The organism is Syntrophales bacterium, from assembly GCA_026417625.1.
Lineage (GTDB): Bacteria > Desulfobacterota > Syntrophia > Syntrophales > UBA8958 > JAOACW01.
Map to the genome: position 1 here is coordinate 92,043 of JAOACW010000001.1, position 26,319 is coordinate 118,361.

Here is a 26,319-nt window from a genome sequence, read left to right on the forward strand (position 1 = left end):
GCTTTAACATGTGCCCCTCTTATTGGCAAGTCTTTTAGGAAAAAATAATACATGTCCCAACTGTTGACGGTGGCAGTATAATGTAATAAGCTTAATTACCAACTTTACGAATGCTAAAAATGAAGAGACAGTTTGACATAATCGTTATTGGGGCTGGCCACGCGGGTTGTGAAGCAGCCCTCGCAGCAGCGCGAATGGGTTGTGAAACTCTGCTTTTTAACATCAGCCTTGATACTATTGCCCTCATGTCCTGCAATCCCGCTGTGGGGGGACTGGCAAAAGGGCAACTTGTGAAGGAAATAGACGCCCTCGGTGGGGAAATGGCTAAAGTGGCCGACAAAACTGCTGTACATTTCCGCCTCCTAAATTCTTCAAAAGGACCGGCAGTGCAGTCAACAAGAGTGCAGTGCGATAAGCAACTCTACCGCCTCACCATGAAGTCTACTGTGGAAAAACAGTCCCGACTGCATATCCGTCAATCCCTTGTGGATCGCCTTATAGTCGAGGATGGCAAGGTCATAGGTGTGGAGGATCAATTAGGTGTGTTCTATGGAGCAGAGGCTGTGGTGATTACCACAGGAACATTCTTAAACGGTCTTATCCACATAGGTACAACCCGGATTCCTGCGGGACGGGCCGGAGAAATGGCTTCTATAAAGCTCGCAGAGTGCCTAAAATCTCTTGGCTTTGAAATGGGGAGAATGAAAACGGGAACCCCACCCCGTCTTAAAGCATCCACAATTGACTTCTCACGACTTGAACGTCAAGACAGCGATCCAGATCCAGAACCTTTCTCTTTTAAAACAGAAAAACTTAGGGAAGAACGTCTCCCTTCCTTTTTCAGCTATACCACAACCCTGACCCACGAATTGATAAGGAAAAACATTTCGGAATCCGCCCTATATTCGGGCAGGATAAAAGGAATCGGTGCCCGATACTGTCCCTCCCTCGAGGACAAAGTCATGCGGTTTGTTGACAAAGAACGTCATCCCGTAGTTCTGGAAATAGAGGGACTAGACACAGAGGAGGTCTACGCCAAAGGTTTGGGTAACAGCATGCCACCTGATCTTCAGGAAAAGATTGTTCACAGTGTACCAGGATTGGAAGAAGCGGAGATCATGAGGTATGCATACGCCATTGAATACGACTTTATCCAACCGACCCAACTTCTTCCTACACTGGAAACAAAGATCATACGTGGGCTATATCTGGCAGGCCAGATCAACGGCACATCAGGATACGAGGAAGCAGCTGCTCAGGGCCTATGGGCAGGCATCAATGCCGCCTGTGCTGTCCAGGGAAGACCTCCATTTTTATTAACCAGAGCCGACGCTTATATGGCTGTACTCATAGACGATCTAATAACTAAAGGTGTAGATGAACCATACAGGATGTTTACCTCCCGGGCAGAGTACCGTTTGATTCTGCGGGAGGATAACGCCACGTTAAGACTCTCAGAGAAAGGCTACGAACTAGGGTTGATCTCCAAGGAAGATATAGAAAGAATAAGGGAACACTCGAGAAAAATCGAAGAAAGTATACGCCGACTCTCCTCAAAAAAGATCTATCCAACAGCCGAAATAAACACAATACTCGAAAAGATGGGCACTGCTCCCCTCAGAACCACGGTGACAATGTTCCAGCTCCTCAAAAGAGACGGATTAACCTACGACGATCTTCAGCAGCTACCGGATTGGGAACCCATAGAGGACCGTTTTGTGAAAAAACAAATCGAAATAGAGGCCAAATACGAAGGTTATATAAAAAGGCAAAGAGAAGCTGTAGAAAAACTGAAAAGCCAGGAGCAGAAAAAGATACCACCGGAACTAAACTACGACGAAATTCCTGGACTATCCAATGAATTGAAGATGAAACTAAAAAAAGTCCGACCCCTAACCATCGCCCAGGCCGAAAGGATACCAGGCATGACAGGTGCTGCCATAAGCGCTATTCTCATTGCCATGAAAAAAAGGGAGCTTCTGGAGAAGATCAAAGAAACGTCCGTAAATCCCACCGCTGAAGATGAAAAACGTTCCCCTTATGAACCCCGTACGCACATTGCTTGAGAAACTCAAAAAAAATCTTGTTGAGAGGGATCTCGTTAGCGAAGCAGATGATTACTGGAAAATGAGCGATTTTTCAGATCGTATCAGGGATCAGTCTCACTGGTGTGGGGAAGGGCGGTGGACTGAAAAACGTTGGTTTACCTATGGTGATTTCTATGGTGGGATGATCGATACTTATTTAAAAACTCACTACGGCCCCTCCTATGCGGAACACACCAAAAACATGGTAGCACTGGACTGGGGATGTGGTGGAGGGGCGATCAGCAGAGTCCTAACCGATCGATTCGGCCTCGTATATGGCATAGAGATTTCGCCGGCAACCCTCCAGGCCTGTGAGAGAAGAATGAAAATCCTAGGCAAAAGGAACTTCGTAGGGATAGTTATTGCAGCTTATGCTCCGGAAGAAGTAATTGAAAAATGCGGAAAGGAGAGCGTGGACTTCATCCTCAGCATAGCTGTTTTTAAACACTTCCCATCGAAGGAGTACACAAAGAGGATTCTTAAAGTTTTCTCCTCCCTTTTAAAACCCAATGCCTTAGCATTAATTCAGTATCGATACGACAATGGATCACCGAAATACAAACAGAAGAACAACAACTACGCAAAAAACGTGATCACCATGACATCTTTTACACCAGAGGAGTTCCAGACGGCCACAGCAGAGGCTGGCCTCCATATAATAGCTACACAACGAGACGGAGACAACCAGGAAGAAAATCACCAATACGCCTTTATTCGGCGGGCATCATAATCAATCTTAGCACCTCCATTCAAAAAAAGTGCATCTATCGTCCCATAGGCACCTTTTAAATAATGAAAGGAACTTGCTTATCGCTACTACATTTAATATTTTAGACACGACAAGCACGAGGTTTTCTGAAATGGATGAAAATGCAGGTTCAACCTCAACGTCCCAAATTAACCAAAAGATTGTTCTAACCGTGGCCACAATGGGGGCATTCCTCACACCTTACATGGGATCCGCCCTCAATGTTGCTCTACCCATAATGGCAAGCGAATTGTCCCTAAATGCCATAACAATTGGATGGGTTTCCATGTCCTTTCAGCTTGCAGCTGCAGTAACTCTCGTTCCTCTTGGCAGGGTAGCAGATATCTACGGAAGAAAAATCATTTTCTTATGGGGTGTTGTATTTTTTACCATATTTTCATTCCTTTGCGGCATGAGCAACACAGCTGAATTACTCATCATTGGCCGTTTCTTTCAGGGAATCGGTGGGGCCATGATGTTTGGAACTGGAGCGGCTATCCTAGCTTCTGCCTTTTCTCCCCAAAAGAGAGGGGCTGTTTTAGGTCTCAACGTCACAGCGGTATACATTGGCCTGGTTACTGGACCACCTATTGGAGGGTTGCTAACGCAGTACATCGGTTGGAGAAGTATCTTTTTCGTAGCCGTCCCAGTGGGTCTCATCCTCATAGCAGCCATTTTGACAATGGTAAAAGAAGAGTGGGCCGACGCAAAAGGAGAAAAATTCGATCTAGGAGGTTCAGTCATCTACGGAACATCGCTGTTCGCCATAACGTATGGTTTTTCCACATTACCGACCGACCTAGGTGTAATTTTCTCCCTGTTAGGCCTTCTATTCCTCGTTCTTTTTGGCTTATGGGAACTTAGAGTCTCAAATCCCGTGATAGATCTGCGGATATTCGCACAAAACCGTGCTTTCACCTTTTCAAACCTTGCCGCTCTCCTTAACTACATGGCTACATTCGCCGTTGGATTTCTCCTCAGTCTTTACCTGCAGTTCATAAAGGGACTTTCGCCAAAAGAAACTGGCATGATATTGGTAATCCAGCCTTTAATGATGGCCTTACTCTCACCCTTGGCAGGGAAACTCTCCGACAGGATAGAACCACAAATCATTGCATCAATCGGCATGACCATAACAACCTGCGGACTTGTCTTTTTTACCACACTCAACAGAGAAACGGAGCCATGGTTTATATACACCGCTATGCTTATCCTTGGACTTGGATTTGCCCTTTTTGCTTCTCCAAATATGAATGCTGCTCTCAGTTCTGTGGATCGGAAAATATTCGGGGTTGCCTCAGGGACTCTGGCAACCATGAGGATAATAGGCCAAATGCTCAGCATGAGCATAACAATGCTCGTATTTGCCCTCTGCCTAGGGCCTATTCAGATTACCCCCGAGTACCATATACCCTTTATAAAGAGCTTAAAAACTACCTTCGCTATTCTAGCCTTACTCTGTTTTGTCGGAATCTTTGCCTCCCTGGCCAGAGGAAAAATCCGGTGATCGGTGAATCTACTTTTTCTTCTTAAGCTTCTTTATCTCTTCCTCAACTTCCTCTGCACCTTTTGCGTAAAATTCTTTTTCATCAGGTGCCAACTCATAGAGAAGCCTGAGAAACTCACCGGCATGGACCCTTTCCTCATTGGCAATATCTCTAAGAACCTCTTTCGCCAGTTTGTTGTCTGTTGATTCCGCAAGTTGCATGTACAGTTGAACGGCTTCGTATTCCGCCGCAATCATAAACCTAATAGCCCTGATCAGTTCCTCCTTTGTAATTTTTCTGTCACTTGTCAATCCTGAAAAAGGTGATCCAAACTCTGGCATAACGTACCTCCTTCGAAAATTATTGCCATTCCTAAAAAAATAGATTCGTTCTTTTTATGTTTTATTCCTTTCAGAAAAGCAAGTATTTTTGGCTAATTTTAAAAAGCCCGACCAATAAACCCAGCACGCGGAGCAAGGTGAAAACACTTGACAAACATTACACATAGTCACATATACTCCCACATCGCCGATAACAAACAGAAAATTGACGCCTCCAAAATGAAATTCAGGATTTTTATAAAAGGTGTCCCTCTTTTTACCCTTCTTAAAGGATTACCTTGGTTTATAAGAGACTATCTCCTCATCAAAAAACAAGCAGCAGCATCAAATATGGCATTCCCCTTTGGAAAGTTCTACCCATGTCTCGAGGAGAAGAATGCGGAAAGTGGTTCAGCCTCAGGTCATTATTTTCATCAGGATCTACTCGTAGCACAGAGGATTTTCCTCAATAACCCTTTGAAACACGTGGATGTAGGATCCCGTGTTGACGGATTTGTCGCCCATGTAGCGTCCTTCAGACCCATTGAAGTACTAGATCTGAGAGACCTCCATGCGTCGATAGAAAACGTACATTTCAAAAAGGTTGATATCACAGATAGAAACTTTTCCCTCCGAGACTACTGTGATTCCCTATCATGTCTCCACGTTTTAGAACATCTCGGGCTTGGAAGATACGGAGACAGAATAGATTACAACGGTCACCTTATAGGATGGGAAAACCTTTACAAAATGTTGACAAAAGGTGGAAAACTGTATTTCTCAGTGCCCATCGGTGAACAGAGAATCGAATTCAATGCCCACAGGGTATTCTCCCTAAAATACATAATGGGAATGATAGACGGTCTCTATAGGATTGATGTCTTTTCTTTCGTCGATGACAGTGGAGATCTTCACAAAAACGTCGCTTTGACAGATGAATTAATCCACAAAAACTTAGGGTGCCATTACGGATGTGGCATTTTTGAACTCACAAAAAAATGAATATAGATACGATAAAGAAACACGCCTTCTTGATATTGTTTGTCGCGTTATTACTCGCAATATACTTTGCAACTTACCGAAACTACCTTTTATTTCACTCCATCGCTGAGATTTTCTCCATCGTTATAGCGTGTTGTATATTCATCTTGGCGTGGAATACAAAAAATTTTATAAGCAACAACTACTTACTATTTTTAGGCATCGCTTATCTATTCGTCGGTATAATCGATTTTGTCCACACGCTCGCCTATAAAGGAATGAACATTTTTGTAGGATACGATGCCAACTTACCTACCCAACTATGGATCGCCGCACGGTACACAGAATCAATCTCTCTCCTAATTGCTCCTATTTTTGTTGATAAACGCATCAATCTGACTGTAACACTCGTTATCTTTTTTATCTTTTGCAGCTTTTTACTAGCTTCTATATTTTACTGGGACATTTTTCCCGATTGTTTCATTGAAGGAAAGGGTTTAACCACCTTCAAGATTGCAAGTGAGTACGTAATATCAATCATACTTTGCGGTGCTATAGTTACCCTCTTAAGAATCAGAGAACGCTTTGACCCTGTAATATTACGCTACCTTTTGGCTGCAATAGGTTTTACCATAGCTGCAGAACTTGCCTTCACCTTCTACGTACATGTATATGGCCTGTCCAATATGATAGGCCATTACTTTAAGATCATCTCTTTTTACTTTGTCTACAAAGCCATTTTCGAAACAGGGGTGTCAAATCCTTACTCCTTACTGTTGAAAGACCTGAAAGAACGGCAAGATCAACTGAAAGATGCCCACATTCTGGCTAGGCTGGGGCACTGGTCGTGGGACCTTAAAACTGACAAAAGGACATGGTCGGAAGAAACATTTCATATCTTTGGTATTCCTAGGGAAAAGGGTGAACCATCATGGGAAGGAATAAAAGCAATGATCCATCCCGATGATTTACCTCTCTTTCTGAGTACAATTGAAGACGCCAGAAATAGAGGTGTTTCATATGAAATGGACTTCCGTATAATAAGACCAGATAGAGAACACAGATGGATACACGCTTTAGGTCATGTGAAGAAAAATGAAGAGAATAAGGTTGTTGGTCTATTTGGCACCATTCAGGATATCACCCACCGCAAAAGACTAGAGGAATCCGTCAATACTGAGCGAAAGCGATTCCTAAATCTCATTGAGAATTTACCTTTTGCCCTCATCCTCATGGACAAAAAGGGGAATTTTCTCTACGTGAATCCTCGGTTCACAGAGATCTTCGGTTACGACCTCGGGGACGTACCCGACGAAAAACATTGGTTCGAGAAGGCATTTCCGAACCCTTCATACCGACAGGAAGTGGAGAAGGCATGGTTAGAGAATTTCAAAAAACCCGGACTGTGGCAACGAAAAGCTCTGACTTACAAAACCCGCTGCAAGAATGGAGAGCTAAAATTCATCAATTTTGAAGCTGTGGAACTCCCCTCAGAACAGGTTATGGTAACCTGCCAAGACGTAACTGAACAGAAACTCCTGGAGAAAAAACTCGAGGACATAAGCATCACCGACGAACTGACAGGTATTCTAAATCGCCGCGGATTCACCACCTTGGCACAACAGCAGCTCAAAATTGCCGAAAGAACCAAAAAGCCCATGCTGTTATTCTTCATCGATTTGGATAAAATGAAGGAAATAAACGACACTTTAGGGCATCAGAAGGGAGACGAAGCTCTGAGGGAAACCTCAGCGATTCTCAAAAAAACCTTCAGAAAATCGGACATTATAGGACGTATTGGAGGTGACGAATTCGCGGTTTTAGTCTTAAATGCAGGGGAAAAGGAAAAGTTTCTGTTTGAGACGAGACTCAGTGAAATTATAAGACTAAGGAATGCCTCTACACAAAAAGACTATCAACTTTCATTTAGTATGGGATGTGCTGTTTACGACCCAGATAATCCCCAGAACCTTGACTCCCTTATGTCAAAGGCAGATACCTTAATGTACCAGGCCAAACGTGGATCTGATCTTAAAAAATTACAAAATTGAAAAATAATAATTACTCTGCAAGAAAAAACATCTTTTTCGGCAATGGAACACATTTGGTCCAAAAGCAAAATAATTGAGTTTTCCGACATCAAAGGAGACCTTCACGTACACACAAACTGGAGTGACGGTGCTCATTACGTAGAGGAAATGGCTTATGCAGCCATTGATCTAGGGTATGAATACATTGCCATCACGGATCACTATAGAGGAAAAAGTGGAACTCGGGGGTTGGATGAAAACCGTCTCAAAAAACAAATTGAAGAAATAAAACTCTTAAACGAACGCCTTCATCCTTTCAGAATTCTTACTGGCATTGAGGTGGACATTAACTTTGATGGCTCACTGGATCTACCTGATAGTATAATTGACGAACTCAACGTTGTCATAGCGGCCATCCATTCATCCTTTGGCCAGAGTGGAGAACAGATAACGATGCGCATTCTCATTGCCTTAAGAAATCCTTATGTGAACATCTTAGGTCACCCCACTTGTGTCTGTGTAAATGCGGACTACATAAAAAAGATCATTGATGAAGCTAAAAAATACGGAAAATCCATCGAAATTAACTCTATGCCCGAAAGACGTAACGACAATGATCTCCTAATCTACCACGCAAGGGAAAGAGGAGTCATGCTTTCACTGGCTACAGACTCTCATCAGGTTGAACAGCTAAGCCTAATGTACTCCGGTGTCGGCATGGCAAGAAGGAATTTGTGTGAAAAAAAGCACCTCCTCAACTGTCTTCCCCTTGAAAATCTCCTCTCTCTCCTTAAAAAACACCGTCAATATTTCGATCATTAACCCACGTGGCCGGGTTTGTCAGGTTCGTGACATCAAAAAATCTTCACTCACGAATGAAACCCACACTTAAGAGGTCTTTAATTGAGATGAATATACTGATACCTCTCACCGAGTTGGGAACCGATGCGCTGGAAAAGGTCTCTTATGTGGTCATCCATCGTCAGGTAGAAAATCTGCCATCCGCTGCTTGCCAGTTCAACTAAACTCTCGACCACAAACGGCCTGCGCTCATAATCGGTATGCTGAAAAGCATCGTCCAGAAAGAGAAAACAACCCTCACCCCGGAGGAGCTTTTTTAAAAACGCGATACGGAGGGCAAGGAGCACCTGCTCCCTGGTACCAGTGCTAAGATCAGCCAACTTGAAATCGTAAGTTCCATCGGAAACAAATAGCACTTCTGGTTTCCCCTCATCTTCTGGAGCTAGGAAAATACGATCATACCTTTTAGTAAGTCGGTAAATCATTCCACTGACTTCAGGATCATTAAGAAACGCCTCGATCTTCTTCGCTTCTTCCCCATCGAGTTCTCTGATGGTTGAAGAAAGCAGAATTTTTGAAATCAGACAGGCCTCGACCTTCTTAAGTTGGTCTCTTATCCATCCAATCTTACGGAATAGTGAATCGAGTAAAACATTCCAAGAAGCGGAAAAATCACACCCAGTAGAAATCGCTACTTTCTGCCTAAGACCTCTCAATACATCCTCTAAGTTTGTCAAATCACTAGAAATAACCTCCAGCTTCTCTTCCACCTCTTGAACTTTGCCCAAAGAGTATTCCTCACCGGGATCCACGGCAACATACTTTTCTTCAGGTACTCCAAAACCTTTAAGCTCTCCTCGTTTGGTAGATAGTTCAGCTTCCAAATCTCTCTTCAGGTTTTCCCATTCTCGCAATTTCTTTTCCCAGAATTCCGGCTCAACTCTATCTCCAAACCTCACAAACCAGTTATTGATTTCACTCCGCAAGTCATTCAGTTGAACATTGAGTTCATCATAAAGGAGGGATAAATGTTCCTTCGTCATCTCGGCCTGGTTTATTCTATCAAGTTTCACCTTCAACCGCTCCAGCTCCTCTTGCCTAAACTCAACTCGAGGATCTTCGCACTCAAAATCCTCCTGTTTGACATCCAGGCGTGCCAACAGACCGGTAATTTCCTCACATTCCTGCTTCAACCGGACTGCACTGCTTTTGTTCTCCTCAATCACCCTTTTTAGTCTTTCCTCAACCGGGCTTTTGGAATCGATACCATCTGAGAGAGCAGAATTTATTTCCAATACAAGAGCGTTGAATTCCCGGCTCCACTCATCAATTCGCTTCTTCGAAACTTCGAATTCATAAAATTCGTTCTCAAGATATTTCTCTCTGGCTTCAAGATCAGCAAATGTACATAATTCCTGACCGTATTTCATCTGGTATCTATCCTTCAAGGCCCGTAGCTCATGCTCTTTGGCTTGATCGGTTTGAGGCCGTGAAATTTGCACCATGAGCAAAATCAATCCCATCAAGGTCAAGATCATAAGAAAAAACGAAAGACCTGGTTTATCGAACAGTTGCAGTACCATTCCCGCCAGGGCTAAAAACAACGTCGCAAATAGAACCAAGCGCAGGGAGACAAAAGACTTTCCCATATCTTCCCTTAGCTTCAAATAATGTTCCTTAGCCGCCTTCAACCACAGATATTCCTCGACTTTTTCTTCTCTTCTTCTCAGCCCTTCCTCTTCCTGACTTAAAAGATTCAGTTTTTCAACATACCTTCTATGAAGATCCTCAAGCCGTCTAGTGCTTTGTTCTATGTTTTCCAGCTTTTCAAACTTTCTGTTTCTTTCCCCGGACAAAATATAAGCCATGTAACGCCGGGCCCTATCCTGGAGGTTTAATTCCTTTTCGACTTCATCCCTGCACTTCAGCTCAATTTCAATTCTCAAAAGTTGCTCCTCCAGTTTTGCGGTTTCCCGGGTTTTCTGTCTGAAGTTCTCGATTTTATTTTTTATTTCGTCGATTTCATCTTTGGTAGGCAACTTACTGAGTCTTTCCTCCAACTTGACTATACCCTGGAACAGCACATACGCATGGTGATTGCGAGCCAGTTCCAAACTCCTCTTCCTCTCTTCAAGCTCTTTTTTTCTATCCTGGAGAGATCTCAGCTCCCCCAAATCGCACTTTTCGACAACTTCCTGGAGCAGCTCTTCAAGATGACGAAGTTCTGTTTTCAACTGGTGATAACTTTTGGCTTCACTTGCCTGCTGAACGATATCAATCCATCCTTCATCCTCCAAAAGAGTTGCCTTTTTAAACGTATTCCCAATCTCCTCATTGATCTTGTTTAAAATTCTCTGCTGGGAGAAGAGAGTCTTCAGGAATTCAACTGTGAGTCCACACTCGCTGCGGATAATTTCCACCTCCCCAGCCCTTACCACCAAAAGTTTTACCAGTTCGGGAGGCAAACCGTAACCAGTTGATTCGATGATATAATCCTCCAATTTTTTCCTAGACTTGGGGGTAAATTCCAAGGTTAATCGATCACTGAAACAACCGACCAGAGTGATTTTACCGCTCGCTTGTTGGCGAATATATCCCCAATCGTTCTTCTTCTTAACCTTAAATAGAGAGTTGATAATAAGATCAGTTAGAAAGGATTTGCCGGACTCGTTTCTCCCATATATAAGTATTAAATCCTTCGATTCGAGGTCCAACCACAATTTTTTCACAAGAGGTCCACATTCATTAACCCGGATTTTGCTTATTCTCATGATTCATCTCATCCCGAAAATAATCTCCGCAGCCTCCTTTATAACATCATCGTCTGAGGTAAGAAATCTACTGAGATCAGTTTGTTGAATTTTTTCATGTAATTTTTTGAGCAAAAGAATTCTAACCTCTGTCTCATCATCAGATACGTTAAGCTCACTAAAATCAGCACCTGAGGCATCGTAAAAATTTATTCCTCGATTGGTAATCTCATCACTTATAATTCTGGATAATTTTCCCTTATCCCTCGTAAATCCCCGTACCTGCAGTTTCAAACGCACCTTTTTAAGATCCCCATCGCTGAGATTCCAATTTTTCAACATCTTATCGATTTTTTCTTTTATCCAAGTTTCCTCATTATCCAGCGGTATTACTAGCAGTTCCTCTTTAAAATAGATCACTGAAGTTTCAACTCCTCTGCTTTCCAGCTCGTCACTATCTGTGTCATATATAAGAAACCTTCGTTTGCCAGTTTCGTTTATATCGAGACCACAGGGGGATCCTGGATAGTTTACCCTAGTTTTCCGATCAAAAGCAGGATCGGGCTGATGGATGTGTCCGAGGAACACACGCAGCGGCAAAAACTTTTCCAAGATGCGTCTTGTCAAGGGCATATAAACACCTTCTTCGTAGACATTGGGCAGACGCGCACCAGAAATCCAGTCCCCATGACCAAAGATTACAAATTTACCTTGCAGTTTATTCCTAATCATGAAACCCTGTATTGCCTCGTCGAGAGAAAAAAAGGGGCTGTAGGGAAAAAAAACGGCTTGAATCCCGCCAACCGTTTCTCGACAGGGTTCTTCAATTATCCTCACATTTTTGGATGAGAAACTCTTTTGCTTAATTCCAACGTCGTGGTTCCCAGGAAGAACGGTTATTCTCAATTCCTTATAAGTAGAGCAGAGCTCATCAAAATCGTGGCAATTGTTAAAATCCTTGTCAAACAGATCTCCCAGGATAAAGACATGCCCTATTCCCTCAACTGTGCACGTCTGAAATATATCATCAAGCGCATCATAGCGGTTCGGGGTTCTTTCTTTTGATCGAAGATGTACGTCAGCTGTTATGGCAATCTTCATCGCTTACCCCCTAAGCAAAAGATCCCATATCCTCTATCAACGTTATTGGATTGAAACTGCATTACAACATAGTCCATACCGCAAAGACTACTATCCAGAAAGAAAAAATCAAACTGAATTAGGAACACCAGAGAAGAGGGCTTTTAAATACAACAGAAACACAGGTATGCTACCGTACATTGATTGTCCATAAGCGATTTTTTTCAGACTTTAAAAACTGTAAAAAACCTCATAGTCCTCGAAGTTGACAAACATTCACTTCAGAACCGTACCCATTTATCCCGAATTGCATCGAGAATGTTCACATAATCATCCGTCCAGGGATTCACCCTGCGCAAGCCATCACCGTCACCAAGAGGTATCCACCCTTTTGCAATAAGGGGATAAATATGATCCGCTTTCCGAAAAGCTGTAAGATATACTGTACTTACTGGAATGTAGGTCTCACTCTCTTCGAGAACAGTTAACTTCATACCACCAAAAAGACCCATGTTTTCCAGTATGGCTTTCACCACCCCCCTTAGCTCGTAGTAGCGATTGGATAGATGGAGTATCAAGAAACCGTTTTCTTCTAAATGGTCAAAGTAAATCTGAAGCGCCTCCTTAGTGATAAGATGAGTGGGCAGAGCATCTCCACTGAAGGCATCAACGAAAATCAAATCGTATCTCTCTTGGTTCATCTTAAGCTTAAGTCTACCGTCACCATTTACCACTTTGAGGTCTGCAGGTGTGTTTTCGAGAAAGGTAAACCATCGGCGTGACAAACGTTCCATATCAGGATCTATCTCGTAATAAGTAATAGAATCGCCCTTTCTGGTAAGCAGCCCAAAAGTACCCGTTCCAAGACCAACAACAGCGATTCGACGCGGTGGATTTAAAAGATCAAGCACATCTTTCAGTCCACTTTTAGGATGATAGTAGAGTGTTGCTTTCATCTCCCCTTCTCGATCCAAAAACTGTAGACCATGAATCGTGGATCCGTGGATAAGTACTCGTACACCACCCGGAGCATCCCTGCTTGATGGGTAATCATAGATACGACATATTCCGTAGTAGTTACGGTGGGCCTCCCTTTTAACCCCGGCCAAACTCACCCCGGAAAAGAATATAAGAAGAGAATAAAGAGCCAGAATTGCAAATACACGACCCACGCAAACCACAGCCGACCTCAGTGTCAAGGAATGTAAAAGGAAACCCCTATATCTCATGGCAAAAAGAATAGCTATCAGCACAAGCATTATGGGATACTCGTACACCTCTCTGAAAACGAGAGGAGCTCCTAAAGTAACAGCCATTCCGCCCAGAAAACCTCCCAAGGCAACTGCAATATAGAAACGTGACAGAAGTGAAGATTCAGGGCGACTGCGATAAAGATCCCCGTGGATCATAATACAGAGTATAAAGAACACCAAAAGCAAGAGAAAGGGGACAAACAGCTTACTTACAGGTATGAAATAAAGGGCAAAACCGAGAAGCACCACTTCAGGCCACAAAAACATAAGTTTAAGAGAAATACGGTCTGTATCCCTGAAAGTGATGACAAAACTCAAAAGGTACATGGCTAGGGGCAAAACCCAAACAAGAGGAAAAGAACCTATTTCAACTGCTATGAGATTCGTTACAGTCACCAATAGAGCGGATGTCAAGAAACTAAGCACTAACCAATGAATTGCATTTCTCGCTTCGACACCAGCTGCCCCCACAGGATTTGTACCCTCAAAATCACGTTGAAAATGCTCAGAGTGTTCTCTCCCCTCCCGCATGCCCTGCGGACGAAGATAAAACCACGCAAAGAAAACAAAAATAACATACAGGATATACCCCACGCTCCAGCTCAGACTCTGTTTTTTCAATCCTAGGAAAGGTTCCATCAGAATTGGATAACTTATAAGAGCAAGGAGGGAACCCGCATTAGATGTGGCATAGAGGACGTAAGGGTTGAAGGAAAGCCTCCTTTTTGCGTGAACAACCCAAAGTTGAACCACCACAACTGTCGTGGATAAAACCAGAAAGGGCAGGGCGATATGTTTCGTTAAGGTTCCAAAAAGATCAGCTACCTCTCCAGTAGGTGATGGAGGAGCATCGATGCGAAGAGGCAGATTTATAATGGGCAGCAGTACAATCAAAAGATGCCACATACCCAAGTGTCTGACAATAAAATGAGCATACAAATAACCGAAAAGAAGCAATAATTGAAAATAAACAATGCAAACCAACCATATGTGAACCGCACCACCAAAGAAGGGTACAAGGAGACGACCTGTAAGCGGTTCCATACCAAATAGAAGAAAAGCACCAAGAAAAACTACCAAGTGTATCCCATAGATGCCCATACCGCCATGCCTTATGCCACTTCTCGTGTAAAAGTGCAACATACCATAAAACACATCATGAAAATTAACTTGCCATAATTTGCCCTAGTTTATATACGAGAATGATAACGCTCCAAAATCCTTCGACACTCTGTATTTCATGAAAAACAAATGAAAGGAAGAAATAAGTACGATCGGACTCCAAAATCTAAATGCGTAAAATGTAAAGGAGAAGCTAACGTACGCATCCCCTCTCTTAAAGCTTCGTTTTGTGATCAACATTTTCTCGAACACTTCTTAAGGCAGGTTAATCGGGCGATTGAAACCTTTAAAATGTTTACCCCAAAGGAAAAGGTCCTCGTGGCTGTATCTGGGGGAAAAGATAGCCTTGCACTATGGGACGCTCTACTACTTCTGGGATTCAATGCGGAGGGAATACACATAGATATAGGCCAAGGCGAGTTCTCTCGCGCCTCAAAAGAAGTTTGCCTACAATTTGCAGCCGATCGTCGTGCAAAACTCCATGTTTTCTCCTTTGCAGAAACCTACGGCCTTTCAATCTCTGAGGTCGCTCGACGGATACACTATGTCCCCTGTGCTATTTGCGGTATTTTGAAACGCCATCTAATGAACGCTTTAACAACAATCACCAACCATCACATTGTAGCCACTGGTCACAATCTAGATGATGAAGCAGCAACACTGCTGGGCAACATTCTAGGCTGGCAGGATGGGTACCTCGCCCGACAACATCCACACCTGCCAGAAAAGGGAGACACGTTTCCGTCAAGGGTTAAACCCCTTGCGCGATTAGAGGAATCAGAGGTAATCGCGTTCTGCAAGTTCAGAAGTATAAACTTCTACGGAGAAAAATGTCCTCTATCTAAAGGTGCCACTTCTCCCATTTACAAACAAGTCCTCCACATGCTGGAAGAAAAAATGCCTGGTACTAAACGCAGATTTTTATTTGGATTCTGGAAGAAGGAACAATCAAGGTTTGCATCGCGTACTTCAGTTAAGCTTAAAAAATGCGCAAAATGCAACCATCTCACAACCTCAGATACGTGTCTATACTGCAGACTAATGTTAAAGGCCGGATTAAACCCATTAACGCCACTCAAAATTGAAACTCTCTCTTTTTCCTCCAACTGATGCTTGCACTTCGATTTTCTATCCGTCTTGACCACCGAGGGTAATTCCCTGACTTATCCGTCTTACGATTACAATCCGTTCCATCACCACAACTTCCCTTGTAAGTGTTTCCGTCTTAGCAGGTAGCTTAACCCCTTACAAGAACGTATCTACACACCAATTTCCCTTTCTAACAAAACTTTACTTTAGTTTAAAAAACACCTATTAGAATAGTCAAATATCTGTAGCCCATATGATAAGCTTTTGCTCACACCAGTTACACGAGGGTGTATATCTTGTAGAGGGTCATAATGATAATTAGAATACCGAAGCCTTGTTTGATTCTTCCTCCTGGGATGTAGAGACTGGTCAATCTTGCACCCACATAGGAACCAATCGCACCCACAACGATTAGTGTTGCTGTCAAATGGATATCAAAGTGGGCCATTTCAATATGAGGTATTAATGCAGAAAAAGAAGGGGGCATAACGGCAAAGGCATTGATCCCAGCCGCTTGCTTGGCTGGAAATCCCACGAGGATCAACGTCGGCATGAGGAGAAAACCTGGACCGATGCCCAAAAGGCCGCTCAAGACTGAGATAGGGACTGCCAGCATCAAAGCCATCTTGAAGTTCTCTTCCCCGGGTCTCTCCTGCACAGGTCGGAAGAGACGGTAAACCAAATAAACAACAGATACCAGATAGGCAATCCACACCATTAGGACGGGTGTGTACTGAACGAGCCACGCACCTACCGGAGCACTAAGTGTGGTCACCACAGCTAAGGTGGTTGCCTTTTTCCAATCAACAAATCCGCTTTTTGCGAAGCCAAAAAAGGCGAACAGGGCAGTGACGCCGTTCAGAAGGAGTGACAGAGGCTGGACTTGGTGGACAAGATCAGGAAGAAACAGAGCTAGGAAGGGAACGGCCGAAAATGCCACTCCCAATCCCAACATCCCCGATGCGAGTGAAAGTAGAGCTAGTCCTGTGATCATGATCGTTGTGTCGTTCATCGAAAGAGTCTTACCATCCTAACGACGCGTAAACGTGAGAGAGACTCTCCTTGCGCTACAACACCTATGGGCTCAGCCTTGGTTATATATTAAACACTGGGCCTAAAACCACTGACCTTGCCAAAGCCCTCCCTCTTCCATGAGGTACAGAACTTTTATCCGCTACAATATGAAGTTACCGAAAAACCAGCCGATAAATGTTCCCAGAAAAATAATTATTGTTACATAAACAACAGATTTTTTCACCCCGAACACCCGAGCAATAGCAATCCAGTTAGGAAGACTCAAACCTGGCCCGGTGAGAAGAAGTGCAAGTGCCGGTCCCTTTCCCATACCCAGTTTCATTAAAGTATCAACGAATGGCGCTTCGGTCATCGTGGCGAAATAACTGATGGCACCGATAAGAGTAGCAAGGAAAGAAGCCCTAAAACTATTACCTCCGAGCCACGCCCTTATCCACTCTTCAGGAATCAGTTTTCCAACGACACCCACCAAAAACACCCCGGCGAGAAGAAGGGGAAGGATTATTCTCACAAACCACAAGGATTCCCTCAGCCAGGTCTTGATCTCATTTCTCGGAAGTGATTTGAACACGTATACCAGAAGTATGAACGTAGCGATACTCCATACAATGACCTTTTCGATGTACGGACCCGTTCTTGCGACGTAGTTGGGCAGGAGTAACGAAAGAACGATAAGAAAAAGTAAGACGGCGTGTCTGCCCGAAACGACACTGTTTTTAAATGTTGCTTCCACCGACATAACTTCTTTAGCAGGATTGGTTTCCCGTTTCTCGTTCTGAAAGGCGATTGTCATGAACCACCCTACAGCAAAGGCCATCATGAGCGATGACGCAACTCTGGCAGCAACAATTTCACCTCCAAGAATGTTTCCCGTATAGATCAGAGAGAGAAGATTCGCCGAAGGTGCGACCCACAGCACAATAAAAGCCACACCAACGGCCGCACCGCTATAGTATAAACCGGCGGATACAGGTATGACCGTGCAGGAACAGGCAGCAACAAAGAAGCTTGCGAGAGATGCAAGCGAAAATGACTTTAACTTATTTGCTTGCTCCCCCAGTACATTTAGAATTGCTTGCTGATTAATAAATGCTACCATAGCACCGGCAAGTAAAAATGCAGGAACAAGACATGTCAGAATGTGTGTGGCCACATAATCCTTGAGAGCAATAAATCCGGCAATAACTATCTCTGCGATCATTTGTCAAAAACCTTCTTAGTACTGCGATACTAATGCGCAAACTACTATGTCTGATTTATTCAGAATCTCGCAAACTTCCACACCGATAGAGCAAAATGCAGCAAGCGATGGGGAGTCAACGAATACACCCTCAATTATATTGCCAAAAAGGAATATAATTTTTGTCTCTTCGTTGTCAAGGAAAAATACTGGCGCTCACAGAAAATAAGACCCTGCTAAAATGATTTCCTGTCGAAGGTAACAAGTTCAGCAAAAAAGAAATTTAACCACGTGACATAGCAGAGGCAGGATTAAAAATCTGCGCTAGCATTTTTACATTTTCTCACACTTTAGGAATAAATGAACATACCTTCCGTGAATTTACCCTCCAAAGAGGTTATTAAATACTCTATGTGTCTTTTTAATTATATGGCTCTCCTTTTCTTGTTCTACATAACTCTTCAAAATGAGTTGAACATCTTTCCGTGATTGGCATAACTGAATTATCACATTCAGACAAGACACCCTTCCAAACATATAGCCATAAAGCCATTATGGTTAAAAGTTAGATGGAGATTGTCTTGCGTTGCCGCTGCTAAACAACAATCAAGACAAAACCCAAATTTTTTCAAGAATACTTTGGTTGGATACTACAAGGCTTAGAAGGCATTAAAAACTTAAATTGTCTTCACTTGGCAATCCATAAGGAGTTATGGGAGTCGAAGATTTCGCTTTTGCGATAATACGGCTGAAAACACAGTATCGACAAAACTAACCTCTTAGGCTCCCATGTCCTTCTTGCTGAGGATAACACCCTTAACCAGCAGGTTGCAATAGAACTCTTAGAGATGGTTGGCGCAAAAATTGACTTAGCCACAGATGGAGAAGAGACAGTAAAAATGGCAATAGATGCCTTGGGTGGTAAAGAGCAATACAGATATGATTGTATACTCATGGATATACAGATGCCTAAAATAGATGGTTTTGAAGCAACCCGTCTGATAAGACGCATTGACTCACTAAAGAGTGTGCCAATAATTGCTTTGACAGCCCAATGCTATAAAGGGAGATAAAGAGAAATGTTTATCAGCTGGTATGAACGACTATATTAAAAAACCTATTAACTGTGAGGAGTTTTACGAAACTCCGATAAAGTGGATAAAACCTAAAAGAACAATCTCTTTAAAAGACGAAAACTTTGCAAAAGTCAGTAGCGACGATGTCATTGAGCTGCCAACTAAAGTTGAAGGGATAGATATAGATAAGGCATTAAAAAGAATTGCAGAAAATAAGGAGATGTATTTAAGCTTACTAAAAATATTTTTAAAAGAGTACGAACAAAAATTAAATACAATAAATCAATTTCGTAATGATAATGACTTGTATTTGCAAATAACATTTTCCCACTCTTTAAAGGGCGATGCAGGTACAATAGGTGATTTTAACCTACAGAAAAAAGCTGAAAAACTTGAAAAAACAATTCAGGCAGGAGGAGATATCACCGAGACCGTCGCCGAAATGACCTTAGAACTCCAATTAGTTTTGAATTCCATAAAAAACCTCCTTAAAACAATTGATGTGGATAAACAGATCCATATCGCCCAAGCAACTGATGAAAATATAGAAGAAATTACACTCCATATAAATGAACTCCATAAAATGTTAAGCGAGGGTAATTTTGCAGCAAAAGATCTTTTTGAAAAATTAAAAGTTTCTTTGTCTTTCTATAATATTAAAGAGGAATTAACTGAACTAGAAGAGATGATATATTCTTTCGACATGGATGGAGCAATTAATACACTTTATAAGATAGCTGAGAAGTTACAAATCAAGGGGGGTTTTTAAAAAATGGGTAATCAACAGGAAAGGCCAAAAATTCTAATAGTTGACGATAATCCTTCAAGTATTATGGTGCTCGGTGAAGAATTGAAAAAAGATTACAATGTATATATTGCAACAAATGGTGAAACGGCTATAAAAAAAGCAATCTCAACCTCCCCTGACTTGATTTTGCTAGACATAGTGATGCCTGGAATGGATGGCTATGCCGTATGCAAGCAATTAAAGGAAAACGATATCACAAGAAACATACCGATTATATTTGTTACTGCAAAAGATACAGATGAGGACGAGGAAAAAGGATTAAATATAGGAGCAGTAGACTATATAACAAAACCTTTCAGCATCCCAATAGTCAAGGCAAGGGTTAAAACTCATATTGAACTGAAAAAAAAGACAGATATTCTCGAAAACCTATCTTTAAGAAACGGATTGACGGGTATATTCAATCGTAGACAATTTGAAAATGTACTATCTAATGAATGGAAAAGGGCTATAAGAAAAGGAAGCACCCTCTCATTAATTTTTATAGACATTGACCATTTCAAAGCGTTTAATGATAATTATGGACATATCGCAGGAGATGACTGTCTAAAGGCAGTGGCTGGAACTTTGACAGCAACTCTTAGAAGATCTACCGATTTCGTTGCAAGGTATGGCGGCGAAGAGTTTGCAGTAATACTACCTGAAACAGACATTGACAACGCTATTGCAGTAGCTGAGATGCTGAGGAAAGCTATTTTAGGATTAAAAATAGAACATAAATTTTCAAAGGTAGAGCCTTATCTAACAGTCAGTGTGGGAATAGGAACCACATCTCCAACACGAGATTCAGAATATAAAATCATTATAGAGGCTGCTGATAATGCACTGTACGAAGCAAAAAACTCAGGACGAAACCGTGTATGTTACCGCAAATTTTGAACAACAAGTCCTAAAAATTTTAAAAAACCAACAACATTAGCCTTTAAAGGCAAGTAAGCATGGTAAAAGACTTCACTTCGCAGAAAAAAACTCCATAAAGAAGGTCATCATCAACGGTTATTTCAAAAATCTGCCTAAGGGTCGAGTTCAATGGAAACAAAAAGAGGGATTTCCTTTTATGGAAATCCCACCTTGAATTATTACATATGGCTCCCCAGCGCGGACTCGAACCACGGACCCGCTGGTTAACAGCCAGCTGCTCTACCGACTGAGCTACTGGGGAACATTACTTTTATATAAGATACCAAGATGAACCTAATTGTCAATGCTTTTGAAAGAGAACTCAACGACAACTCGTACAAATCACCAAATTATCTAAGCTAACCCCCGTACTTCTGCTTATGTACTCCAGCTGCTCCTTAGGAGCGAAGTAACGACCGCAAATCTGACAAGAGGCCATCTCAAAGGTCTTGCCCCATATTTTTCTTGTGCCCCTCCCATCATCCTCCATTGCAATATGGCCAGTAGGACAGATATAAACGCAAGAACCGCATCCAATACAAGTAGCCGGGGCCTCCATGAATGGACCACCCACTCTCTTTCTCTGTCCCCTTCCTGAGAGACCAATGGCGCTTACACCAACGATTGACTCACACGCCTTGACACAGAGACGGCACAGAATGCACTTCCCTTTCTCTTTCGAAACTTTGAACCTCGATTCTGGTTTAACCCCCATTTCGATTGCCATTTCTCTGATAACTTCAGAATCAGGACAACGCGCCATGAGAAGTTGTAAAACGAGCTTCCGTACCGCCTTGACTCTTTCTGATTTGGTATTCACTACAAGGCCATCCTCAACCTTATATATGCAGGAAGTAACAATCCTTGATCTACCGTTTTTGGCTATTTCTACGACACACATGCGGCAACTCCCCGTCGGGGACAGCGCAGCATGATGGCAAAGGGTGGGAATCTCAATACCCCTTTCCTTCGCCACTTCAAGTATAGTTCTCCCCTCCTCAGCTTCAATCCTTCTACCATCTATCGTGAAACTTACCATGTGCATTACCCCTACTTGACAGAAATAGCTTCAAATTTACAGACCTCTTTACAGGTCCCGCACTTTATACACTTCTTATGATCTATGACGTGTACTTTTTTACGTTCCCCACTTATGCACTCCACAGGACATCTCTTTGCACATACCCCGCAACCTGTACACTTGTCTGCCAGAACCACATACTTAATAAGCGCTTTGCAAACTCCGGCCGGACACTTCTTTTTGTTTATATGGGCCTCATATTCACTGCGGAAGTATCTAATCGTACTCAACACAGGATTGGGAGCACTTCCACCCAAGGCGCAAAGGGATCCATCCTGAATCGCCTGTCCCATAGTCTCCAACAGCTCTATATCTCCCTTCTTTCCCCTTCCATGAGATATATCATGGAGAATCTCATACATCTGGTAAACACCATCCCTACATGGTACACACTTTCCACATGATTCTGAGACAAGAAAATCAAGGAAATAACGCGCTATGTCAACCATACAGGTATTCTCATCCATCACAATCATACCGCCGGAACCCATCATAGAACCTGCTTTCTTCAGCGAATCGAAATCCACTGGAAGATCCAGCATATCTTTTGGTATGCATCCACCAGAAGGTCCACCAGTCTGAACTGCTTTGAAGTCCTTGCCTCCAGGAATACCACCACCAATATCGTATATTATTTCCCGAAGAGTTATTCCCATAGGAACTTCCACAAGCCCGATGTTGTTCACTTTACCCACGAGGGAAAAAACCTTCGTTCCAGTACTGTGTTTAGCACCAATGCCTGCGTACCACTCACCACCTCTTGCAATGATAACGGGAATATTCGCCCAGGTTTCCACATTGTTGAGATTTGAGGGCCTGTTCCATATGCCCTGCTCCACTGTGTGAATGTACTTAGCCCGAGGCTCACCCGCTTTTCCTTCAATTGACGTCATCAGGGCAGTAGACTCACCACAAACGAATGCACCTGCACCCCTTACAATCTTTATATCGAAGGAGAAACCTGCTTGGAAAATATCATTACCAAGAAGACCGCATTCCCGGGCCATATCCACAGCTTTCTGAAGATTTGCTACAGCCAGTGGGTACTCATTACGTACGTATATAAACCCTTCGTGAGCACCTATGGCGTATGCACCAATGATCATACCTTCAATTATACTGTGAGGATCGCCTTCCATGAGACTCCTGTCCATATAGGCACCAGGATCGCCCTCATCACCGTTACATATAACGTATTTAATGTCTCCATGGGCACGACGGCAGCTGAGCCACTTCTGACCTGTGGGGAATCCTCCACCACCTCTGCCCCGCAGTCCAGAAGTTATGACCTCGTTTATAATCTCTTCCGGAGACATTGAAGTGAGTGCCTTATACAAGCTATAATAACCACCTCGTGCAATGTATTCATAAATATTTTCGGGATCTATCGTGCCGCAATTCCGAAGCGCAATACGAAGCTGTTTTCCATAGAAGGGAATATCTTTTATCGTGGGAATATCCTGGAACTTTTCCTCAAGTTTTGTGAAATACGGCCTTTCATCCCCCCTTAGCAGATCCTCCTCACGATCTATGCGATAGCTCGGCTTGAAACCGTCAAACTCTCCTTTTAAAACATGCTCCAGGAAAGACGGCACCTTCTCTTTCGTAATACGTCCATAAGCGAGCCGTGGCTTACCGGGCTCTAACACTTCCACCAGTGGTTCCAGGGAATCCATCCCCATGCTTCCCGTTTTGCCGAGGTATACATCTAACCCTCGTCCATCTATCTCTTCTTTTAAAGCTAGGTAAACTTCCCGTGCACCCGCAGCAATACCACTTGTGGCCAATCCTACCATAATTTTGGTTCTCTGAGGGAAAAGGGTTTCAAGTCCCATCTTTGCTGCCGCATCGAGATCCTTGAGCGTTCTTATCCTGCTCACTATTTCACCTCATGTTTCCTATATTTTTTCAATATTCGAGGAATGTCATCCTGCTTCATAAACGGATGAATATTGCCATCTATGCGTGCAACTGCTGCCAGTGAACAGCATCCTAGGCAACGTACCTCTTCCAGAGTGAACATCCCGTCCGACGTAGTTTCACCCCGGGAAATTCCAAGTTCACGCTCAAACCGATCCATAATCTTATCACCACCCTGAACATGACAGGCCGTTCCAGCACAGATCTCAATTACATGCCTTCCCCTAGGTTTAAGGCTGAACGCGTTGTAAAAAGTAGATATTTCATAAACCCTGCTCAAGGGGATATTCATTGCTTCACTTACCGCAACAAGTGCTTCCCTGGGTAAATAGTTAAACTCAGCTTGAACATCCTGAAGTATAGCGATTACTGCCGAAGGGTCAGAATCGTAACTTTTGACGATTTCCTGAACCTTGTCAGCGATAGCTTTCTTGCCTTTATCTCGTACCATCTCCCGTACTCCTTTTACCAAGGCTTTGAATATCTAACCTTGCTGAGCAGCAATTCAAACTCTTTATCCACCTTCTCCTGAATGAGCCTGTAATGTTCCGGCGTCAGATGACGGAATCGCCCCTGCAACTTGAGGTAATCCTCAACAGGTCTCCGCTTCGGTACCTCATAGGTAATCCTGTACTTTCCACTCTCCACTTCATATAGAGGGAAAATACCCGTTTCGACTGCCAGCCTTCCCAGCTTCACCGCTTCATGAGATGCCGCCCGCCAACCTGTGGGACAAACGGATAGTACATGGATATATGAAGGACCCTTTATCCTCTTTGCTTTCTGCACCTTGTGGACAAAATCCACAGGATAACTAGGACAAGCCGTAGCAACGTATGCAGCCTTATGGGCCACCATAATTTCAGGCATATTTTTCTTATCTGTGCGTTGCCCGGGGATGGCTTTACCAGCAGGGGAAGTCGTCGTTGCTGCCATGAAAGGAGTCAAACTAGAACGTTGTATCCCCGTATTCATATACGCCTCGTTATCGAGACAGACGAACATCATATCATGCCCTCTTTCCACCGCACCAGATAGAGCCTGAAAACCTATATCAGCTGTACCGCCGTCACCTGCAACCCCCACAACTTTAACATAACGATCAGAGATTTTACCCTTTCGTCTGAGTGCTTTTATCGCCGCTTCCACACCAGAGGCAACCGCCGCAGCATTTTCGAAAGCCACGTGAATGTAAGGAAGCATCCACGCCGTAGTGGGATACGCCGAAGATATGATCTCCATACAGCCCGTTGCATTGGCTATAATCGCATTCTCTCCAAGGGCTTTAAGTAACAACCGGAGAGCAAGTACCTCGCCACACCCCTGGCACGCCCTATGCCCAGCACTGAAAAACTCTCTTTTCTCAAATAGCTTAGGAACATATATTTCAAAGTTTACTGTTGTACCCTTCATTCTCTCACCCCATAGAACTCAAATACATCTCCCTCTTTCCAAGCCCTTTCAACCATCCCAATAAAATCCTCCACCCTTACGTCTCTACCACCTAGACCCATAACATAGTTAACCACTTTAGGTTTCTGTTCCTCATGGTATAGACAGGATTTGATTTCCATTCCCACAGGACCACTAACACCTCCAAATGATACGGCCCTGTCAGTTACAACCAGGGTCTTACAACCCTCAACCGCTTTTTTGAACTCTTCTACGGGAAATGGGCGCCACAGTCTTATCTTGACCAGACCAACTTTTTTCCCCTGTCTACGCAATTCATCCACAGCCAGGGATGCAGTTTCCCCCATTGACCCCATGGTGACCAAAAGTGTGTCCGCATCATCGGCCATATACAATTCAATAGGACGATAACGACGGCCGAAAAGCCTTTCCCACTCGTCCCAGATTTCTATGATCTTACTTTTAGAATTACGTAATGCCACATCCTTTGCCTTCATGGTTTCCATGTATATATCTGGCATGTTGAAACAACCCATGGAAAGGGGTCGATCGGGATGTAACGTGGCAAAGGGCACACGCTCAGGCAGAAAACGATCCACTTCCTCCTGAGATGGCATATCCATAGGTTCAATCATATGGGTTAGCTGGAACCCATCTATATTAAGCACCACAGGCAACATAATGTCAGGATGTTCAGCAATTCTGAATGACTGAATTGTCATGTCGATTACTTCCTGACCATTTTCCGCAAAAAGCTGTATCCATCCGCAATCACGCTGCGGCATAATGTCCCCATGGTCGTTCCATATATTCAAAGGTCCCGATATAGCCCTGTTAGCATTACCCATTACCACGGGCAACCTCATTGATGAAACTATAGGAAGAATCTCACTCATCAGCATTAGCCCCTGGGAACTGGTTGCAGTGTACACCCGTGCACCTGCGGCAGACGCTCCTGCACATGCACTTATAGACGAATGTTCAGATTCCACAGTTAAGAATTCAGCATCTATGCGACCATCGTGCACTATGTCTGAGAGATGTTCGGCGATATGGGACTGCGGTGTAATAGGATAAACTGCTGCCACGTCAATTCTACAAAGGGCTACAGCCTCCGCAGCAGCAATTGCCACCTCCATTCCTACCCTTCTGCCCATG

General features: G+C 43.3%; 21 protein-coding genes and 1 tRNA gene. 10 read left to right on the plus strand and 12 right to left on the minus strand.

Annotated features, from left to right (window positions below):
* Nucleotides 1-119 precede the first annotated feature (119 nt).
* The 3 genes from mnmG to N2317_00485 all read left to right on the plus strand — a co-directional run bounded on the left by mnmG (nucleotide 120) and on the right by N2317_00485 (nucleotide 4,342).
* Nucleotides 120-2,066: a tRNA uridine-5-carboxymethylaminomethyl(34) synthesis enzyme MnmG gene (gene mnmG, locus N2317_00475; GenBank protein MCX7815973.1), complete on the plus strand. Its 1,947-nt coding sequence runs from the start codon at nucleotides 120-122 to the stop codon at nucleotides 2,064-2,066.
* Nucleotides 2,023-2,817, plus strand: a complete 795-nt coding sequence (locus N2317_00480; protein ID MCX7815974.1) for a class I SAM-dependent methyltransferase — start codon at nucleotides 2,023-2,025, stop codon at nucleotides 2,815-2,817. The genes mnmG and N2317_00480 overlap by 44 nt, the downstream gene beginning before the upstream one ends.
* A gap of 130 nt (nucleotides 2,818-2,947) precedes the next feature.
* Complete coding sequence (locus N2317_00485; GenBank protein ID MCX7815975.1) at nucleotides 2,948-4,342, plus strand: MFS transporter; 1,395 nt, start codon at nucleotides 2,948-2,950, stop codon at nucleotides 4,340-4,342.
* Nucleotides 4,343-4,351: 9 nt separating this feature from the next.
* Here the strand turns inward: N2317_00485 and N2317_00490 are convergent, their stop codons facing one another.
* Nucleotides 4,352-4,663: a hypothetical protein gene (locus tag N2317_00490; protein MCX7815976.1), complete on the minus strand. Its 312-nt coding sequence runs from the start codon at nucleotides 4,661-4,663 to the stop codon at nucleotides 4,352-4,354.
* Between the two features lie 147 nt (nucleotides 4,664-4,810).
* Here N2317_00490 and N2317_00495 point away from each other — a divergent pair, with 147 nt between their 5' ends.
* The 3 genes from N2317_00495 to N2317_00505 are packed head-to-tail and all read left to right on the plus strand — an operon-like array spanning nucleotide 4,811 to nucleotide 8,475.
* Nucleotides 4,811-5,644, plus strand: a complete 834-nt coding sequence (locus tag N2317_00495) for a DUF268 domain-containing protein (GenBank protein ID MCX7815977.1) — start codon at nucleotides 4,811-4,813, stop codon at nucleotides 5,642-5,644.
* Nucleotides 5,641-7,674: a diguanylate cyclase gene (locus tag N2317_00500; GenBank protein ID MCX7815978.1), complete on the plus strand. Its 2,034-nt coding sequence runs from the start codon at nucleotides 5,641-5,643 to the stop codon at nucleotides 7,672-7,674. The genes N2317_00495 and N2317_00500 overlap by 4 nt, the downstream gene beginning before the upstream one ends.
* Before the next feature lie 42 nt (nucleotides 7,675-7,716).
* A complete protein-coding gene (locus tag N2317_00505; protein MCX7815979.1) occupies nucleotides 7,717-8,475 on the plus strand; it encodes a PHP domain-containing protein in 759 nt (252 codons plus the stop codon).
* A gap of 77 nt (nucleotides 8,476-8,552) precedes the next feature.
* On the opposite strand, the gene N2317_00510 is transcribed toward N2317_00505, so the two are convergent.
* The 3 genes from N2317_00510 to N2317_00520 form a co-directional block, all read right to left on the minus strand.
* Entirely contained in the window at nucleotides 8,553-11,225 is a 2,673-nt protein-coding gene (locus tag N2317_00510; protein ID MCX7815980.1) for an AAA family ATPase, read from the minus strand.
* Between the two features lie 3 nt (nucleotides 11,226-11,228).
* The gene (locus tag N2317_00515) at nucleotides 11,229-12,305 is read right to left on the minus strand and encodes a metallophosphoesterase family protein (protein ID MCX7815981.1); all 1,077 of its coding nucleotides are present in this window, start codon (nucleotides 12,303-12,305) and stop codon (nucleotides 11,229-11,231) included.
* 260 nt (nucleotides 12,306-12,565) lie between these two features.
* Nucleotides 12,566-14,680 carry a fused MFS/spermidine synthase gene (locus tag N2317_00520; protein MCX7815982.1) on the minus strand — a complete coding sequence of 705 codons (2,115 nt, stop codon included), beginning with the start codon at nucleotides 14,678-14,680 and terminating at the stop codon, nucleotides 12,566-12,568.
* 270 nt (nucleotides 14,681-14,950) lie between these two features.
* On the opposite strand from N2317_00520, the gene N2317_00525 reads away from it, so the two are divergent.
* Nucleotides 14,951-15,769, plus strand: a complete 819-nt coding sequence (locus tag N2317_00525; protein MCX7815983.1) for an adenine nucleotide alpha hydrolase family protein — start codon at nucleotides 14,951-14,953, stop codon at nucleotides 15,767-15,769.
* 256 nt (nucleotides 15,770-16,025) lie between these two features.
* Here N2317_00525 and N2317_00530 read toward each other — a convergent pair whose 3' ends face one another.
* Both N2317_00530 and N2317_00535 read right to left on the minus strand, forming a co-directional pair.
* The gene (locus N2317_00530; GenBank protein ID MCX7815984.1) at nucleotides 16,026-16,760 is read right to left on the minus strand and encodes a sulfite exporter TauE/SafE family protein; all 735 of its coding nucleotides are present in this window, start codon (nucleotides 16,758-16,760) and stop codon (nucleotides 16,026-16,028) included.
* 162 nt (nucleotides 16,761-16,922) lie between these two features.
* Nucleotides 16,923-17,984 (minus strand): permease, encoded by a 1,062-nt coding sequence (locus N2317_00535; protein ID MCX7815985.1) that lies wholly within the window; start codon nucleotides 17,982-17,984, stop codon nucleotides 16,923-16,925.
* A gap of 740 nt (nucleotides 17,985-18,724) precedes the next feature.
* Between N2317_00535 and N2317_00540 the strand changes: the two genes are divergently transcribed.
* Genes N2317_00540 through N2317_00550 form a run of 3 tightly spaced genes read left to right on the plus strand, consistent with a single transcriptional unit; the run spans nucleotide 18,725 to nucleotide 20,726 of the window.
* Entirely contained in the window at nucleotides 18,725-19,036 is a 312-nt protein-coding gene (locus N2317_00540) for a response regulator (protein ID MCX7815986.1), read from the plus strand.
* A gap of 22 nt (nucleotides 19,037-19,058) precedes the next feature.
* Entirely contained in the window at nucleotides 19,059-19,808 is a 750-nt protein-coding gene (locus tag N2317_00545; GenBank protein MCX7815987.1) for an Hpt domain-containing protein, read from the plus strand.
* 3 nt (nucleotides 19,809-19,811) lie between these two features.
* A complete protein-coding gene (locus tag N2317_00550; GenBank protein ID MCX7815988.1) occupies nucleotides 19,812-20,726 on the plus strand; it encodes a PleD family two-component system response regulator in 915 nt (304 codons plus the stop codon).
* Nucleotides 20,727-20,933: 207 nt separating this feature from the next.
* Here the strand turns inward: N2317_00550 and N2317_00555 are convergent.
* From N2317_00555 to porA, 6 genes are all read right to left on the minus strand, one after another.
* Nucleotides 20,934-21,009 (minus strand) — tRNA-Asn (locus tag N2317_00555).
* Nucleotides 21,010-21,069: 60 nt separating this feature from the next.
* Nucleotides 21,070-21,786: a 2Fe-2S iron-sulfur cluster-binding protein gene (locus tag N2317_00560; protein ID MCX7815989.1), complete on the minus strand. Its 717-nt coding sequence runs from the start codon at nucleotides 21,784-21,786 to the stop codon at nucleotides 21,070-21,072.
* Between the two features lie 11 nt (nucleotides 21,787-21,797).
* A complete protein-coding gene (locus N2317_00565) occupies nucleotides 21,798-23,708 on the minus strand; it encodes a 4Fe-4S binding protein (GenBank protein MCX7815990.1) in 1,911 nt (636 codons plus the stop codon).
* Nucleotides 23,708-24,199 carry an NADH-quinone oxidoreductase subunit NuoE gene (gene nuoE, locus N2317_00570; GenBank protein ID MCX7815991.1) on the minus strand — a complete coding sequence of 164 codons (492 nt, stop codon included), beginning with the start codon at nucleotides 24,197-24,199 and terminating at the stop codon, nucleotides 23,708-23,710. Before nuoE ends, N2317_00565 begins: the two co-directional genes overlap by 1 nt.
* Before the next feature lie 14 nt (nucleotides 24,200-24,213).
* Nucleotides 24,214-25,161 carry a pyruvate synthase subunit PorB gene (porB, locus tag N2317_00575; protein MCX7815992.1) on the minus strand — a complete coding sequence of 316 codons (948 nt, stop codon included), beginning with the start codon at nucleotides 25,159-25,161 and terminating at the stop codon, nucleotides 24,214-24,216.
* Complete coding sequence (gene porA / locus N2317_00580; protein MCX7815993.1) at nucleotides 25,158-26,318, minus strand: pyruvate ferredoxin oxidoreductase; 1,161 nt, start codon at nucleotides 26,316-26,318, stop codon at nucleotides 25,158-25,160. The genes porB and porA overlap by 4 nt, the downstream gene beginning before the upstream one ends.
* Nucleotide 26,319 lies beyond the last annotated feature (1 nt).